We start from the raw sequence: 14,432 nt of genomic DNA on the forward strand, positions 1-14,432 counted from the left end.
GCATGGAAGCCCTCACTGTCCGTTCGGAGGGGCGGGGATCGTGATCCTCAGCCGGACGACGCTGCCGCGGTCACCCGTCCTGATCTGCACGGTCGAGCACAGCAGCCGTACGGCCCACAGCCCGAACCGGCTTCCCGGCGCGGTGCCCGCGGGGCGCGGCGGGACGAGCCCGTGCCCGGTGCCGGCGGCCCACCGCCCTTGGTCGGCGACCTCGCAGACGAGGGCGGGGTCGCCGCCGGACGTCTCCGTCCACATGCGCAGGACGATGGGCGGCTCGCCGTGCCGCATCGCGTTGGTGACGACCTCCGTGACCGCGACGAGGAGCCGCTGGAGGTCCTCCTCCGGCAGCGGCGTCTGCCGCGCGTACTCGGTGACGTATGCACGCAGCCAGTACAGGTCGGCCTTGTCGAATTTCAGGGTGTCGGCGCCGGCCGGTGGACGCGGCAGCGGCTCGCGGTCGCACTGCGCGCAGTAGGCCCACGGGTCCAGGTATCCGGGGTTGGGCAGGGGCCGCCGTCCGCGCACGGTCTCGGGGTGGGTCTTGCGGGCGGCCGCGACGATGCCCGCCGGGAGCGTGGCCGAGTACGGGCACATGAGCGACGCGCCGGTGCCGCGGAACGCGACGTTGACGACGGCCTCGATCCGCTGCCATTCGGCGATCTCCAGCGGTGACCGCGCCGACCATGCCGGTTCCCCGAGGACGCGCAGGCGGCGCCCTTGCCGGGCGGTCTCGTCGGCTGCGCTCAGGCAGTCCGCGAGGGTCCGCGCCGGGTGCGTGTACCAGGCCGCCGGTTCGCTGAACTCGACGCCGGCGCCGGCGGGGCCGAGCGCGTCGCGCAGCAGCATCTCCCGCCCGGTCCCGCACACGGCGAGGACGCGGTCACCGGCGTCCAGCCCGTCCAGCAGGAAGGGGAGGGTGCCGTCGAGGAACTGGTCCGCTCCGTCGTAGGGCAGCAGACGATGCGTGAAGGAAGCGTTCACGACGGTTCCCCGCGGGCTGGCGATCATGGCGTCACCGACTGTGTCGACGGCCTGACCCGCCAAGCCTAGGCCGCCCGCCCCCGGCCTGCCGAGACCGTTTCTCAAATGGTGCCGTGGGAATCGCGGCGCCGTTGTCCGCAATGGCGGCGCGGGCGTGTCCCTTACCCGGCCCGGCCGTGTGGCGCCCGCCCGGCCATGTCCGCCGTCCGGTGCAGGGCCCGGCGCGGCGGCCCGTACAGGACGGCGCGGAGCCCGGGCGTGAGCCGCGCGAGTAATTCATCGCGCGGCATCGATGCGACGGGTTCCACGCCGAGGATGTAGCGCGTGAAGATCACCCCGGCGAGCTGCGCGCCGAACACGCCGGTGCGGTTCCGGGCATCGGGGCCGCCGACGTGGTCGGCGATGCGGCCGAGCAGCTCGTCCTCGACGATGTCGCGCACCAGCCGGGCGAGTTCGGGGTCCTGTGTCGCGGCCCGCACCATCAGCACCAGCGGCCGGCCCAGTTCCGGGTCGTCCCACGCGGTCAGCAGGGCGCGCAGGACGCGTTCGGGCAGCGTCACGGGATCGCCGGGCAGCGCGCCCGCGAGCACCTCGGGCGGATTGGCGATCAGCCCGAGCACGGCGCCGAACAGGCCCTTCTTCGATCCGAAGAAGTAGCTGATCAGTGCGGCGTCCACGCCGGCCTCGGCGGCGATGGAGCGCATCGTGACGGGCCCGTAGCCGTCGGCGAGGAACCGGCGGCGGGCCACCGCGAGGATCTCCTCGCGGGTGTCGGGGCTGCCGCGCCGCCGGCCGCGCGAGGCCCCGGATTTATTCATCATGGTTGAAATATAGTCCGGGCGGCGGTCGGATTCGAGGTGAGCGAACAGAAACCGAGCACGTCCAAGGAGGCTCACCATGGCCGCCCCTCCAGCGGGAGGCGGGACCGTCCATCGCGCGGTGCTGCCGACCGTGATGCTGTCCCTCGCCACGGTCGTGTCCGCCGTGGCGTCCCTCAACACCGCGATACCGTCCATCGCCCGCGACACCCGCGCGGGGCAGACGGAACTGGCGTGGATCATCGACGCCTACGCGCTCGTCTTCGCCGCGCTGCTGCTGCTCGGCGGCGCCGTCGGCGACCGATACGGGCGCCGCCGCGCCCTCGCCGCCGGGCTCATCGTGTTCGGCGCGGGCTCGGCCGCCGCGGCGCTGGCCGCCGACCCGACCTGGCTGATCGCGATGCGCGGGGTCCTCGGCGTCGGCGCCGCCCTGGTCATGCCCGCCACCCTGTCGACGATCACGTCGACGTTCCCGGCCGAGCAGCGCACCCGCGCGGTCGGCGCGTGGGCGGGCGTCGCCGGCGCCAGCGCGATCTTCGGGCTGCTCGCCTCGGGCGCGCTGCTGGAGGCGTGGTCGTGGCGGTCGGTCTTCGTGCTGAACGTCGTGCTGGCGGTGATCGCACTCGCCGCGACCCTCGCGGTCGTCCCCGAGTCCGCCGAACCGGACGCGCCCAAACTGGACCTGACCGGCGCCGCCATCACCGTCGCCGGGCTGGGGATCGGCGTCTACTCCATCATCGAGGCGCCCACGGAGGGCTGGACGAGCGTGCGGACCCTGGCGGGACTCGCCGCCGGGACCGCCATCCTCGCGGGCTTCGTCGGCTGGGAACTGCGGCGGCCGAACCCGCTGCTGGACCCGCGGCTGTTTCGCATCCGGCCGTTCTCCGCGGGCGCGCTGTCGATCACCCTGCAGTTCTTCGCCTTCTTCGGGTTCATCTTCATCGTCCTGCAGTACCTGCAGCTGGTGAAGGACGAGAGCGCGCTGGTCGGGGCGCTCATGCTGCTGCCGATGGCGCTCACGATGATGCCGTTCGCCCGCGGCGCCGCACCGCGGCTGGCCGCCCGTCTCGGCGCGCCCCGCGTCATCACCGCCGGCCTGTTCCTGGTCAGCGCCGCGCTGCTGATCCTCTCCCGGCTCAACGAGACCAGCTCGTACTGGCTCCTGCTGACGGGCCTGCTCCCGCTCGGCGCCGGCATGGGACTGGCCATGACCCCCGCGACGGCCGCGATCACCGACGCGCTGCCCCCGGACAAGCAGGGGGTCGGTTCCGCGATGAACGACCTGGCCAGGGAACTCGGCGGCGCACTCGGCATCGCCGTCCTCGGCAGCATCCTCCAGTCCGGCTACCGCGCGAACCTGAGCCTTGAGGGACTGCCGGGCCCGGTCGCGGAGCAGGCGGAGTCGTCCCTCGCGCTGGCCCTGAGAGCCGGCCCGCAGGCCGCGGAGCAGGCCCGCGCGGCGTTCGCGGACGGCGTCCAGTCGGCGATGCTGACCGCGTCGATCGCCCTTGCCGTCACGGCCGTCGCCGTCGCCGCCCTGTCCCGCGCGCACCGCCCCGCGGCAGGGGAATCCGTTGCCGGGTCCACCGGTCGGAACGCTAAGCTGAACGCGCCTGAAGGCACCGGCGGGCGTGGCGAAACCAGGTATACGCGGCAGGTTTAGGTCCTGTTGGTGGCGACACCGTGGGGGTTCGAATCCCCCCGCCCGCACCTCGAACGCGAAGAACCGGCCAGCGCGGCGCGGGCCGGTTCCGCGTGCGGCGGGCTAAACCCCGAGGTCGCGGCGGAGGCGCTCCACGTGCCCGGTGGCCTTCACGTTGTAGTACGCCTTCTCGATCCTGCCTTCGGCGTCGATGAGGAAGGTGGAGCGGATCACGCCGACGACGACCTTGCCGTACAGCTTCTTCTCCCCGTACGCGCCGTAGGACTTCAGGACCTCGGCGTCCGGGTCGGACAGCAGCGGGAAGGTCAGGCCCTCCTTCTCCCGGAACTTCGCCAGCTTGGCCGGCTTGTCGGGCGAGACGCCGACGACGGTGACCCCGGCGGCCTCCAGTTCGCCGAGGCTGCTCTCGAAGTCGACAGACTCCTTGGTGCAGCCGGGCGTCATGGCCGCCGGGTAGAAGTAGAGGATCACGCGCCTTCCGCGCAGCGAGGCCAGCGACACCGGGGACGCGTCGGCGTCGGGAAGCTCGAAATCGGGGGCGACATCGCCCGGCTGCAGCCGCTCGGACACCCTGGCCCGCCTTTCGCTCGGATGGTGGCTCCAACCGTACCGTCCGGGGTACGCCCGGCGGCCGGGGGGAAGACCTGCCAGACTGTTCGGATCATGCTTCGCAGGACATGGTCTCGCCCCACACGATAAGGACACGGCATGGCTGACAGGCCCAGCGACCCGGAAGGGCTGGAGAAGTACATAGAGCGCAACGTCCAGGAGCTCGCACGCAACGTCGACGAGCTCTCCGACCGGGTCCATCCGAGGAAGGCCGCGAAGCGGGGCGCCGATCGGCTGAAGGAGGAGGCGGGTCAGGTCGTCAGGTCCGTCGGCGCGCTGGTGCGTCCGTCCGCGGACGCCAAGGCCGCCGACGACGAGGAGGCCGGGGGCGGGCTCGACAAGCGCCTGGTGCTGGCCGGTGTCGGGGCCGCCGTCACCGTGACCGCCCTGGTCCTCTGGAACCGTAGGCGCAGACGCCGCTGAGCCCCGTCAGGGAGGCGCCGGTCCGCGGTCTGCGGCCGGCGCCTTTTCGTGTCGTGACTCCGCCCCTGCGTCCGGGGGCGGCGGGGCCGGGGCGCTGCGGGAGGCTGTAGGCGAGGAGTTCGGCGACGACGCGCAGCTCGGCGAGCTCGGCGCGGCACGGCGGGCAGCCCCGCAGATGCGCCGACAACGCGTCGCCCTCGGCGCCGGGCAGCCGTCCGAGGGCATAGACGCCGAGGCCGATGCGGTACTCCCCGCAATCCGTTCCTCCCACGACCTGGAGTACGGGTCAGGGACCTGTCCCGTTCACTCGGGCGAACTGGGGGAGGTGCTCGCGGTGCGCGGCGAGGCCCTCGTCCAGGATCTTCTCGGCGGTGTGCTTGCTCCGGACGAACGGGTGCGCCATCAGGGCCTGCAGGGCGGTCCGGCGGTCGCCGGTGACGGCGGCGTCGGACGCGAGCCGCTCGTAGGCGTGGATCGCCTGGGTGAGGCCGCGCACCGGTCCGGGGAGAGGGCCCATCGTCAGCGGGACGGGGCCGGAGCGTCCGACGAGCGAGGGGACCTCGACGATCGCGTCCGGTTCCAGGGACGGGATCGCGCCGTTGCTGCGAGTGTTGACGATCATCCGGCGGCCCTCGTCGCGGTGCAGGGCGCAGATGACGTCCACGGCGAACTCGCCGTGCTCGCCGCCGCCGCGCTCGCGGGACGGGTTCGGGTCGGACTTCCCGGACTCGGCGGTGACCTGCTCGTAGTAGGCGGGGAGCATGGCGAGGATTTCCTGCGCGCGGGTCGTGCCCTTCTTGCGCAGTTCCTCGACGACGTCGTCGTGGAAGAAGTAGTACTTCGCATAGGAGTTCGGCAGGAAGCCGAGCGTCTTGGCGAGTTCGGCCATGCGGGACGGGTCGCGCCACGGTGTCGCGCCGCCGCCGGGGACCTCCATCTCGTCCAGCAGTAGCGGGACGTCGAGGTCGTGGCCGTCGAGCCGGAGCCGCTGCGCCCACGTGGCGTGGTTGAGGCCGATCCAGTCGGCCTCCAGCCCGTCGGACGGCAGGCCCAGCAGTCCGGCCCACATCTCGGTGTCGCCGATGGCCTGGTCGCACAGCCCGATGATGCGCGCGCCGGTCGTGCGGGCGACGGCGTCGGTGACGATGTTCGTGGGGTTGGTGTAGTTGACGATCCAGGCGCCCGGGTCGGCGGCGGACGCGATCTCCAGCAGGACGGGCACGGAGCGCAGCGCCATCAGGAACCCGCCCGGCCCGGCGGTCTCCTGCCCCACGACGCCGTGCCTGAGGGGGATCGACTCGTCCAGGTGGCGCGCGGCGAGCCCGCCGGGGCGGAACGTCGTGAAGACGTAGGACGCGCCGTCCAGCGAGGCCTTGAGGTCGGTGTGCGCGGAGACGGTGATCGCGGCGTCCCGGGCCGCGAACATGTTGCGCGCCAGCCGCGTCATGACCACCAGGTGCGCGGTGTCGATGTCGTAGCAGGACACCTCCGTGCCCGCCAGGTCGCCGGCGCGGTGCAGGATGCCCCGGATCACGCCGGGCATGTAGCCGCTGCCCGCCCCGATGATCGCGATCTTCACCGGGGCTCCAGGTCCGGCGGCGACACGGTGAAGCGGGCCTCGACGGCCGCGCGGACGATCTGCGTCGCGGGCTCCAGGTCGATCGGCTCGGGCTCGTCGGGCGCGTCGCCGAGGCCCCGCCCGTACGCGGCGGCCAGCGCGACGGGGGCGCCCGAGTCCTGGTGCCGGCCGAGCCCCTCGTCCGACAACTCGACCAGGCCGGTGAGCCGGGACCCGAGCGCCCCGGCGTAGCTGCGGGCGCGCTCGACGGCCTCGTGGGCGGCCTGCCGCGCGGCCCGCCCGTACACCTCGCTGTCGCGCCGCAGCTCCCAGTCGGGGCCGTTCACATAGGTGCGCTCCAGGTCGCCGAGCCGGGTGACCAGCTCGCCGAGGACCCCGAAGTCCGCGACCGTGATCTTGATCCAGACGGTGCCCCGGTAGGCGCGGATGTCCCCTTCGCGCCGCTTGTACTTCAGCAGCGGCGTGATCGACAGCCCGCCCGTCTCCAGCTTCTCCACGGCCTCGCCGTAGGACTTGACCAGGTCGAGGCAGCGCTGGTTGCGCTCGGTGAGCCGGTCGAGTGCCGTGCGCCGGTCGGATTCCTGCGACTGGACGTGCACCGACAGCCGCGCGATCTCCGGTTCGGCCTCCAGCACCGCCTCACCGCGAACACTGATCATGGGAGCGTCGCTCATGGCCCCAACCTAAACGCTCGCCCCCCGAACCTCAGCCCCCGGAGCACCCGCGGGGGGTCGAAGGGGGTCGCCTCCCATCACAGGAAGGTTCGGCCCTCGCCCCGGTACGTGGGGACGGTGCGGACGACCTCGTCGCCGTCGATCAGGTGCAGGGCGGCGAACCGTTCGCACAGCTCGCCCGCCTTGGTGTGCCGGAACCAGACGCGGTCGCCGATGGACAGCAGGTCGGCGGAGCGGCCGAGCAGCGGTGTCTGCACCTCGCCGGCGCCCTCGTTGGCGTCGTAGGACAGGCCGGTCGGCAGGTACGGCTGGGGCAGGCGGACGGTGTCGCCGGGGCCGGAGGCGAGGTAGCCGCCGCCGAGGCAGGTCGCGACGCCGGGCGCGGGGCGCCGGACGACCGGCAGGGCGAACAGCGCGGCGGGACGTCCGCTGAAGTTGGAGTACTGGTCGAACAGGTGCGGCTGGTAGAGGCCGGAGCCGGCGGCGACCTCGGTGACCGCGCGCTCGGCGGCGGTCTTCTCCACGCTGCCGGTGCCGCCGCCGTTGACGAACTCCAGCTCGGTCAGCTCGCGGAGGGCGCGGACGATCGCGGCGCGGCGGCGGGCCAGCTCGATCCGGGACCGCTGCTGCATGGTGCGGATGACGCGGCCCCGCGTGGCGCGTCCGGGCGGGACGTCCCCGACGCCGGCGATCTGCGACTCGTAGGCCATGACCCCGGCGAGGTCGAGCGACGGGCGCTTGAGGATCACCTCGGCGAACGCGCAGACCTGGGCGGGGGTGCGCAGGGGGGAGCGCAGCGCGCCGATGCGGACCCGTCCGGCCAGGGGACGGTAGGACGCGTCGATGTCGATGCAGACGCGGACCCTCCGGTCGCGGGCGGCCGACTCGATCAGGTCGAGGTGGTCGGTGGAGTCGACCATGAGCGTGATGGCGCGGGAGGCGGCGGGGTCGGCGGACAGCGCGGCGATGGCCGTCCGGTCGGTGGTGGGGTAGGCGACGAGGATGTCGTCGCTGACGCCCTCGGCGGCCAGCCAGAGCGCCTCGGGAAGGGTGAAGGCCATGATCCCGGCGAAGCCGTCCATGGCGAGGACGTCCTCCAGCAGCGCCCGGCAGCGCACCGACTTGCTGGCCACGCGGATCGGCTTGCCGGCGGCGCGGCGGACGAGGCCGGCGGCGTTGGCGCGGAAGGCCGCAAGGTCGACGACGGCGAACGGCGCCTCGATCCCGGCCGTCGCTGTGTCATAGCGGTCCCGGAGGTTCATGCTGGCCAGACTGCCACAGGACCGGTGAATGTGAAAACCTCTCACGTAACGTCGGTCAGCCGGCGCGCGGGTGGGACGCGAAGAAATCCCAGAGCATCGCGCTCGCCTTGTCGGGCCACTGGTGCCCGCCACCCTTGATCTTGCAGAAGGCCACCGCGACGCCCCGGTCGCCCTTGCCGGTGCTCTCGCACACGGTGTCGTCGGTCAGCGCCTCGACCGGCTCGCTCGCCTCGGGCAGCCCGGCGACCCGGCGCCAGAAGTCGACCGCCTCCGACACGGGCGGGAACGGCCGCCGGTCGTTGAAGTCGCGGTTCCCGCCGCCGTTGAACGGCACGCTGCCGTCCGCCGTCCCGTGGAAGATCATCGCCGAGACGGGCCGGCCGGGGTCGCAGTCGGTCACCAGCGCCCCCTCCACGACCCCGATCGCGGCGACCTTCCCGGGCTTCTCGCAGGCCATCCGGTACGCCATCCCGGCGCCGTTGGAGAACCCCGTGACGTAGACGCGGTCCGGGTCGGCCAGCCCGGCGCCGGTGAGCTTGTCGATCAGCTTGGTCAGGAACCCGACGTCGTCCACGTCGCCGATCTTCGCCGCGCCGCAGCAGTCGCCCGCGTTCCACGTCGTCATGACGCCGTTCGGATAGGCGACGAGGAAACCGTTCTCGTCCGACAGCCGGTTGAAGCCGGACAGGTCCTCCATCTTGCCCATGGTGGCGAGCCCGCCGTGCAGGGCGATGACCAGCGCGGGCGGGTCGGCGGGCTTGCCGCCCTCCCACGTGCCGCCGGTCACCTTGGACGGGACGTGCAGCAGGAACTCGCGGTGCCCGATCGTCCCCACATCGATCTTCTGCTTGTGCGTGCCCTGGGAGGTGGGGATGCCGTCCACCTTCGCCGGCCGCCCGCCCTCCCCGCCCGCGCCCTCGCCCCCGGTCTCGTTCGTGCAGCCCGCAAGGACGAGGGTGATCGCCAGGACCACGAGCAGGATTCGCCGCATGGAAGCAAAACTAACCTCAAATCAGGTCCACAAACTACTCATCAGTAGTGATCGGGGTGATGTCCAGGCGTGTGCCCGTGAGCGGCACGGGACACGCCGCCGCACCCGTCTCGGCCGGGACGGCGGCGAGACGGGCGGGTGGCGCGTAAGCTCGAAGGGACCCGCCCTGAGCTGCCGCGTCGCGCCAGGGCCCGCCCCGTCCCCACCGCGACAAGAGTGAGACCGTTGAACGAATATGTGCTGACCCTGTCATGCCCCGACCGGCCCGGCATCGTCGCCGCCGTCTCGGGGCTGCTGGCCGAGCGCGGCTGCAACATCCTGGAGAGCCAGCAGTTCGGCGACGGAGACTCCGGCACCTTCTTCATGCGGGTGCAGTTCGCGGTCCTGGACGACACCGACCCGGACGAGCTGCGCGGCGCGTTCGCGTCCCTGGTGCCCGAGCTCGGGCTGCAGTGGCGGCTTCGCGCGCTGGCCGACCGCCCGCGCGTCCTGATCATGGTGTCGAAGGGCGGGCACTGCCTGAACGACCTGCTCTACCGGACGCGGTCGGGGCTGCTCGACATCGACATCGTCGCGGTCGCGTCCAACCACCCCGACCTGCGGCCCCTCACCCAGTCGTACGGGATCGACTACCACCATCTGCCCGTCGGCTCCGGCGGCAAGGCCGCGCAGGAAACCGAGATCCTGACGCTGGTCGAGCACTACCGCGCCGACCTCGTCGTCCTCGCGCGGTACATGCAGATCCTCTCCGACGACTTCTGCGCCAAGCTGCCCGGCGCGATCATCAACATCCACCACTCGTTCCTGCCGAGCTTCAAGGGCGCCCGCCCCTACCACCAGGCGCACGCGCGCGGCGTGAAGCTGATCGGGGCCACCGCCCACTACGTCACCGCCGACCTGGACGAGGGCCCGATCATCGAGCAGGAGGTCGCGCGCGTCGACCACACCCACAGCCCCGAGGAACTGGTGGCCGTGGGACGCGACGTCGAATGCCTCGCCCTCGCCCGCGCGGTCCGCTGGCACTCCGAGCACCGCGTCCTGCTCAACGGGGACCGGACGGTCGTCTTCCGCTGACCTGTTCCACCGGCCGGCGCGTTCCGTCCGGCGCGTTCCGTTCGGCCGACGCGTGAGATGTCGGCATGGCGAGTTTCACTCCACGTGACAATGCCTCACCATGGGTGACGATGTCGGTCGTGCCGATTGGCTCACGGGGGTGGCCATGACGGAGACGCTGGTCAAGGACCTGATCGAGGAGGCGCAGAGCAGGCGGCAGGCGCGGCGGCTCGCCGTCCGCGAGTTCCGGCCGCGCCGCGCGTTCGCCGGGGTCGCCGCCGCGCTGCTGGTGACCGTCGCGGGCGGGGTCGCCGCCATCGAACTGCTGGCCGCCGCGCTCGGCTCCGGCGTCCATCCCGTGCCGGGGGTGGCCGTGATCGCGGACGCGCTGCGGCGGCTCTCCTGGCGGGACCCGGACGTCCTGCTGGGGTCCGGCGCGACCGCCTTCCTCGGCCTCGCGTTCCTGCTGGCCGCGCTGCCCGGCCGCCTGCGCGGCATCCCGCTGGCCGGCTCCGACCCGCGCCAGGCCGGCGCCGTCGGGCGCGCCGCCCTGCGCCGGACGGTCGCGGACGCGGCGCTCGACGTCCCCGGCATCGAAAGCGCCCGCGTCCGGGGCCTGGGGCTCTTCCGCAGGGGCCTTCTCGTCAGGGCCGTCACCGACTACCGCAACCCGGCCAACCTCGCGGAACTCGTCCACCTCGCAATCGACGCCCGGCTGGACCGGATAGAGCCGATGCACCGGCCCCAGGTCGACGTCCGGCTCGGCTGGCGAAGGGACTGACATGAAGATCGCGATAGCGGTGCTCGGGGCGGTGCTGTTCGCGTGCGGCGCCACGGCGTTCGCCGCCGGCCTCGGCGCGTTCGGCGCCGTGGCGGAGCGTCCGCTGCTCGACCCGGCGCCGGCCCGGTTCGCCGCCGACCACGGCTGGTTCCTGCCGGCGGCCGCCGGCATCGCGGAGATCCTGGCGCTCGCCGGCCAGTTGTGGCTGGTCGTCCAGGCCCGGTACGCCGTCCACCAGTGGTGGCCGGACGTCGACCCGCAGACCCGCGTCCGCGCCAGGGCCGCGGCCGGCGACCTGGCCCGGGCCGCGCGCGAACTGCCCGGCGTCCACGCCACCCGGGTCCGGCTCACCGGCACCGCGGACAAGCCCCGGCTGCTGCTGAAGGTCGCCTGCGCCGGCGACACCCTGGTCGGCGAGGTGTACGGGGAACTGGGCGCGGGCCCGGTCGAACGCTACCGCCGCGCCGTCGGCATGCCCGACCTGCCGGTGGTGATCCGCTTCCGCCCCGACCGCCCGCGGCCGGGGAGACGCCGCCGCCCGCAGCCCGAGGCCGCCTGACCGGACGCGGGCCGCCCGGCGTCGGAGGCGGGGTGACGCCGACGCCGGACGGCCGCCCCCGAGATCGTTCACCGGCGCGTTGAGCTGCGGCGCGCCGCCTTCGTCGGCGGATTTCGGAAGGACGGCACGCCGCAGGCCGGCGCAGTGCACCCGGTGGACGAAAACCCGGGCGGTGCGTTCGCGGTACACGGGGCGGCGCCCGTCCGGGAGCCCGTGCCCTTGCGGGCGCGGATCCCGGACGGGCGCCCGCGCCCTCGGCAGACGCCCATGTGCCGGCGGAGCGGGCACATGCACACGGCGGGCGCCTGCGCTGGGGGGAGGGGCCGCGCAAGTCGGAAGCGAATGGTCGGTGGGGGACTGAACGCTGTGCACCCGTCACTATGCGAGTTCTGATGCGGGCGGTCACCCTTGTGTACATTTCGTTCACGGTGGGTCCGAGACGAAAGGTGCGCGTGTGCGGCGTCCCGGATGGACGGTTCCCGGCAACTGGAGCCTGGCGCGGCAACTGCTGGTGCTGCAGGCCGCGATCGTCGGGCTGCTCGTGGCGGCCGGCGCGACCATCGCCTACCTGGACGCCGGCCGGTCCTCGGACGACGCCGCGACGCAGACCGTCACGGCGGTCGCGCAGAGCATCGCGGACGCGGACAACGTCCGTACCGCGGTCGCGTCGCCCGACCCCAGCAGCCTGCTGCAGCCGTACGCCGAACGCGTCCGCCACGACACCGGCGTCGACTTCATCACGATCATGAGTCCGGCGGGGATCCGCTACACCCACCCGAACCCGTCCCGGATCGGCGGGCACTTCGTCGGCAACACCGGGCCCGCCCTCGCCGGCCTGACGTTCACCGAGACCTACACCGGCACGCTCGGCCCGTCCGTCCGCACCGTCGCACCCGTCTACGACGGCGGCAAGATCGTCGCGCTGGTCGCCGTCGGCATCACGATCCGCGTCATCTCCGCGGAGCTGCGGCAGCGGCTCCTCTACCTGGTCGGTGTCGCCGCCGCCGTCCTGGCGGTCGGCGTGGCCGGCAGCTACCTGGTCGCCGCCCGGCTGCGCCGCCAGACCCGCGGCGTCGCGCCCGGCGAGCTGCGCGAAATGTTCGAGTACTACCAGGCGATCCTGCACACCGTCCGGGAGGGCCTCCTTCTCCTGGACCGGTCGGGACGCGTCGTCCTCTGCAACGACGCCGCCCGGGACCTCCTCGACCTGAACCCCCCGAAAGTGCCCTCGGCGGAACTGCGGGGACGGCTCGTCACGGAGCTGGGCCTGCCGGACGAGCTGGTCGCCACGCTCGTCTCACCGGAGCCGCGCTCCGACGAGATCCACGTCGCCGACACCCGCGTCCTCGTCGTGAACACCTCACCCGTCCGGTCGCGGGACCGGGCGATGGGCAACGTCGTCACCCTGCGCGACCACACCGAGCTGCAAGGGCTGACCGGTGAGCTCGACACCGTGCGCGGGTTCGCCGAGTCGCTGCGGTCGCAGGCGCACGAGGCCGCGAACCGCCTGCACACGGTGGTGTCGCTGGTGGAGCTGGGCCGCCCCGAGCAGGCCGTCGAGTTCGCCACCGCCGAGCTGAGGACCGCGCAGCGGCTCACCGACCGGGTCGTCGGCTCGGTGACGGAACCGGTGCTGGCGGCCCTGCTGCTCGGCAAGTCCGCGGAGGCGGGAGAACGCGGCGTCGACCTGGTCGTCACCGAGGACACCGTGATCGAGGGCGTGGCCGAGCCCCGCGACCTCGTCACCATCCTCGGCAACCTCATCGACAACGCGGTGGACGCCGCACTCGCGGGCGCGGACGTCCGCCCGCCCCGGGTGGTCGTCAGGGCCCGCAAGGACGACGGCGCACTCGTCCTGCAGGTGTCCGACAGCGGGCCCGGGGTGGACCCGGACGCCGTGCCCGAGATGTTCAGGCGCGGCTGGACGACCAAGACGTCCGGCGGGACCGTCGGCCACGGCCTCGGTCTCGCGCTGGTCGGGCAGGCCGTCCGGCGCCACGGCGGCGACGTCCACGTGGGGCACGACGCCGGCGCCGTCTTCACCGTCCGGCTGCCCCTGGACCCGTCATGATCAGAGTGCTCGTCGTCGAGGACGACCCGGTCGCCGCCGAGGCGCACCGCTCCTACGTCGAACGCGTCGCCGGTTTCGCCGTCTCCGGCGTCGTCCACTCCGGGGCGGACGCGCTGCGGTTCTGCGAGCGCACCGGCGTCGACGTCGTCCTGCTGGACTTCTACCTGCCCGACACCCACGGCCTCAAGGTGTGCCGCGCGCTCCGCGCCGGCGGCTGCGACGTGGACGTCATCGCCGTCACCTCCGCCCGCGACCTGGCCGTGATCCGGTCGGCGGTGTCGGTCGGCGTCGTCCAGTACCTGCTCAAGCCGTTCACGTTCGCGTCCCTGCGCGACAAGCTCGACCGGTACGCACGGTTCAGGGAGCGGGCGGTCGGCGCCGGCGAGGTCAGCGGCCAGGCCGACGTGGACGGCATGCTCGCCACCCTCCGCACCCCCGACCACCGTTCGCTGCCCAAGGGCATGAGCGGCGAGACGCTGCAGGCCGTCACCGAGGTGCTGACCGGCGCCGCCGACGGGCTGTCCGCCGCGGCGGCGGCCGACCTCACCGGCGTCTCCCGCGTCACCGCCCGCCGCTACCTGGAGTACCTCGCGGAGAACGGCCTGGCGTACCGCCGCCCCCACTACGGTCAGGTCGGCCGCCCGGAATTGCGCTTCTACCCCGGGTAGACGGGGTACGCATGGGGCGAGGGTGAAACGACTTCGGGGGAGTTGTCGTGAACGACAAGGCAGACAGCGCCGACGACAAGGCGACCGGGGGCACCGAGCGGGAGCGCGAGAAGCGCCCGCCCCGCACCGAGGGCGAGGGGCAGAAGAGGAAGCCCGGCGACGCCGCCCGCAAGATGCGTGAGATGTTCAAGGGGCAGGGGCTGCCACGCGACGTGCGCAACACGCCCCGTGAAGGCGGCGCCCGCTCCGCGCCGGTCGAGTGAACCGGCATTGACCCGCTGTCTGCGCCTGGTGCCCGGA

Annotated in this window: 16 protein-coding genes and 1 tRNA gene; 9 read left to right on the plus strand and 8 right to left on the minus strand. The window is 73.0% G+C overall.

All coding sequences use genetic code 11. The annotated features are described in order from the left end of the window. Positions 1-12 precede the first annotated feature (12 nt). A complete protein-coding gene (locus ACGFIS_RS31895) occupies positions 13-981 on the minus strand; it encodes an anti-sigma factor RsbA family regulatory protein (RefSeq protein WP_392973438.1) in 969 nt (322 codons plus the stop codon). Between the two features lie 161 nt (positions 982-1,142). Continuing rightward, on the minus strand, positions 1,143-1,802 hold the full coding sequence (locus ACGFIS_RS31900; protein WP_392908521.1) for a TetR/AcrR family transcriptional regulator: 660 nt from the start codon (positions 1,800-1,802) through the stop codon (positions 1,143-1,145). A 76-nt stretch (positions 1,803-1,878) separates the two neighbouring features. Between ACGFIS_RS31900 and ACGFIS_RS31905 the strand changes: the two genes are divergently transcribed. After that, positions 1,879-3,462, plus strand: a complete 1,584-nt coding sequence (locus tag ACGFIS_RS31905) for an MFS transporter (protein ID WP_392908523.1) — start codon at positions 1,879-1,881, stop codon at positions 3,460-3,462. Then, a tRNA-Leu gene (locus tag ACGFIS_RS31910) sits at positions 3,425-3,509 on the plus strand. Before ACGFIS_RS31905 ends, ACGFIS_RS31910 begins: the two co-directional genes overlap by 38 nt. Before the next feature lie 55 nt (positions 3,510-3,564). Here ACGFIS_RS31910 and bcp read toward each other — a convergent pair. Beyond that, entirely contained in the window at positions 3,565-4,032 is a 468-nt protein-coding gene (gene bcp, locus ACGFIS_RS31915; RefSeq protein WP_392908525.1) for a thioredoxin-dependent thiol peroxidase, read from the minus strand. A gap of 138 nt (positions 4,033-4,170) precedes the next feature. Here bcp and ACGFIS_RS31920 point away from each other — a divergent pair, with 138 nt between their 5' ends. Then, positions 4,171-4,494 (plus strand): DUF3618 domain-containing protein, encoded by a 324-nt coding sequence (locus tag ACGFIS_RS31920; protein ID WP_392908527.1) that lies wholly within the window; start codon positions 4,171-4,173, stop codon positions 4,492-4,494. On the opposite strand, the gene ACGFIS_RS31925 is transcribed toward ACGFIS_RS31920, so the two are convergent. From ACGFIS_RS31925 to ACGFIS_RS31945, 5 genes are all read right to left on the minus strand, one after another. Then, complete coding sequence (locus tag ACGFIS_RS31925; RefSeq protein WP_392973440.1) at positions 4,445-4,765, minus strand: anti-sigma factor family protein; 321 nt, start codon at positions 4,763-4,765, stop codon at positions 4,445-4,447. The genes ACGFIS_RS31920 and ACGFIS_RS31925 overlap by 50 nt on opposite strands. 15 nt (positions 4,766-4,780) lie before the next feature. Then, a complete protein-coding gene (locus tag ACGFIS_RS31930) occupies positions 4,781-6,073 on the minus strand; it encodes a glycoside hydrolase family 4 (RefSeq protein WP_392973442.1) in 1,293 nt (430 codons plus the stop codon). Next, entirely contained in the window at positions 6,070-6,747 is a 678-nt protein-coding gene (locus ACGFIS_RS31935; protein ID WP_392973444.1) for an SIMPL domain-containing protein, read from the minus strand. Before ACGFIS_RS31935 ends, ACGFIS_RS31930 begins: the two co-directional genes overlap by 4 nt. Positions 6,748-6,824: 77 nt before the next feature. After that, the gene (locus ACGFIS_RS31940; RefSeq protein WP_392908535.1) at positions 6,825-8,009 is read right to left on the minus strand and encodes an amino acid deaminase/aldolase; all 1,185 of its coding nucleotides are present in this window, start codon (positions 8,007-8,009) and stop codon (positions 6,825-6,827) included. Positions 8,010-8,064: 55 nt separating this feature from the next. Beyond that, positions 8,065-9,000 (minus strand): alpha/beta hydrolase family esterase, encoded by a 936-nt coding sequence (locus tag ACGFIS_RS31945; RefSeq protein ID WP_392908537.1) that lies wholly within the window; start codon positions 8,998-9,000, stop codon positions 8,065-8,067. Between the two features lie 225 nt (positions 9,001-9,225). Here ACGFIS_RS31945 and purU point away from each other — a divergent pair, with 225 nt between their 5' ends. The 6 genes from purU to ACGFIS_RS31975 all read left to right on the plus strand — a co-directional run bounded on the left by purU (position 9,226) and on the right by ACGFIS_RS31975 (position 14,395). Then, the gene (purU, locus tag ACGFIS_RS31950; RefSeq protein WP_392908539.1) at positions 9,226-10,074 is read left to right on the plus strand and encodes a formyltetrahydrofolate deformylase; all 849 of its coding nucleotides are present in this window, start codon (positions 9,226-9,228) and stop codon (positions 10,072-10,074) included. A 145-nt stretch (positions 10,075-10,219) separates the two neighbouring features. Next, positions 10,220-10,834, plus strand: coding sequence for a DUF6286 domain-containing protein (locus ACGFIS_RS31955; RefSeq protein WP_392908541.1), 615 nt, complete (start codon positions 10,220-10,222; stop codon positions 10,832-10,834). Position 10,835: 1 nt separating this feature from the next. Next, on the plus strand, positions 10,836-11,393 hold the full coding sequence (locus tag ACGFIS_RS31960; RefSeq protein WP_392908543.1) for a hypothetical protein: 558 nt from the start codon (positions 10,836-10,838) through the stop codon (positions 11,391-11,393). Between the two features lie 454 nt (positions 11,394-11,847). After that, complete coding sequence (locus tag ACGFIS_RS31965; protein WP_392908545.1) at positions 11,848-13,464, plus strand: ATP-binding protein; 1,617 nt, start codon at positions 11,848-11,850, stop codon at positions 13,462-13,464. Next, complete coding sequence (locus ACGFIS_RS31970) at positions 13,461-14,132, plus strand: response regulator (RefSeq protein ID WP_392908547.1); 672 nt, start codon at positions 13,461-13,463, stop codon at positions 14,130-14,132. Before ACGFIS_RS31965 ends, ACGFIS_RS31970 begins: the two co-directional genes overlap by 4 nt. A 47-nt stretch (positions 14,133-14,179) precedes the next feature. After that, positions 14,180-14,395, plus strand: coding sequence for a hypothetical protein (locus tag ACGFIS_RS31975; protein WP_392908549.1), 216 nt, complete (start codon positions 14,180-14,182; stop codon positions 14,393-14,395). Positions 14,396-14,432: the final 37 nt, after the last annotated feature.

It is taken from the genome of Spirillospora sp. NPDC048824 (assembly GCF_043198455.1).
In the GTDB taxonomy this organism is placed as follows: domain Bacteria; phylum Actinomycetota; class Actinomycetes; order Streptosporangiales; family Streptosporangiaceae; genus Spirillospora.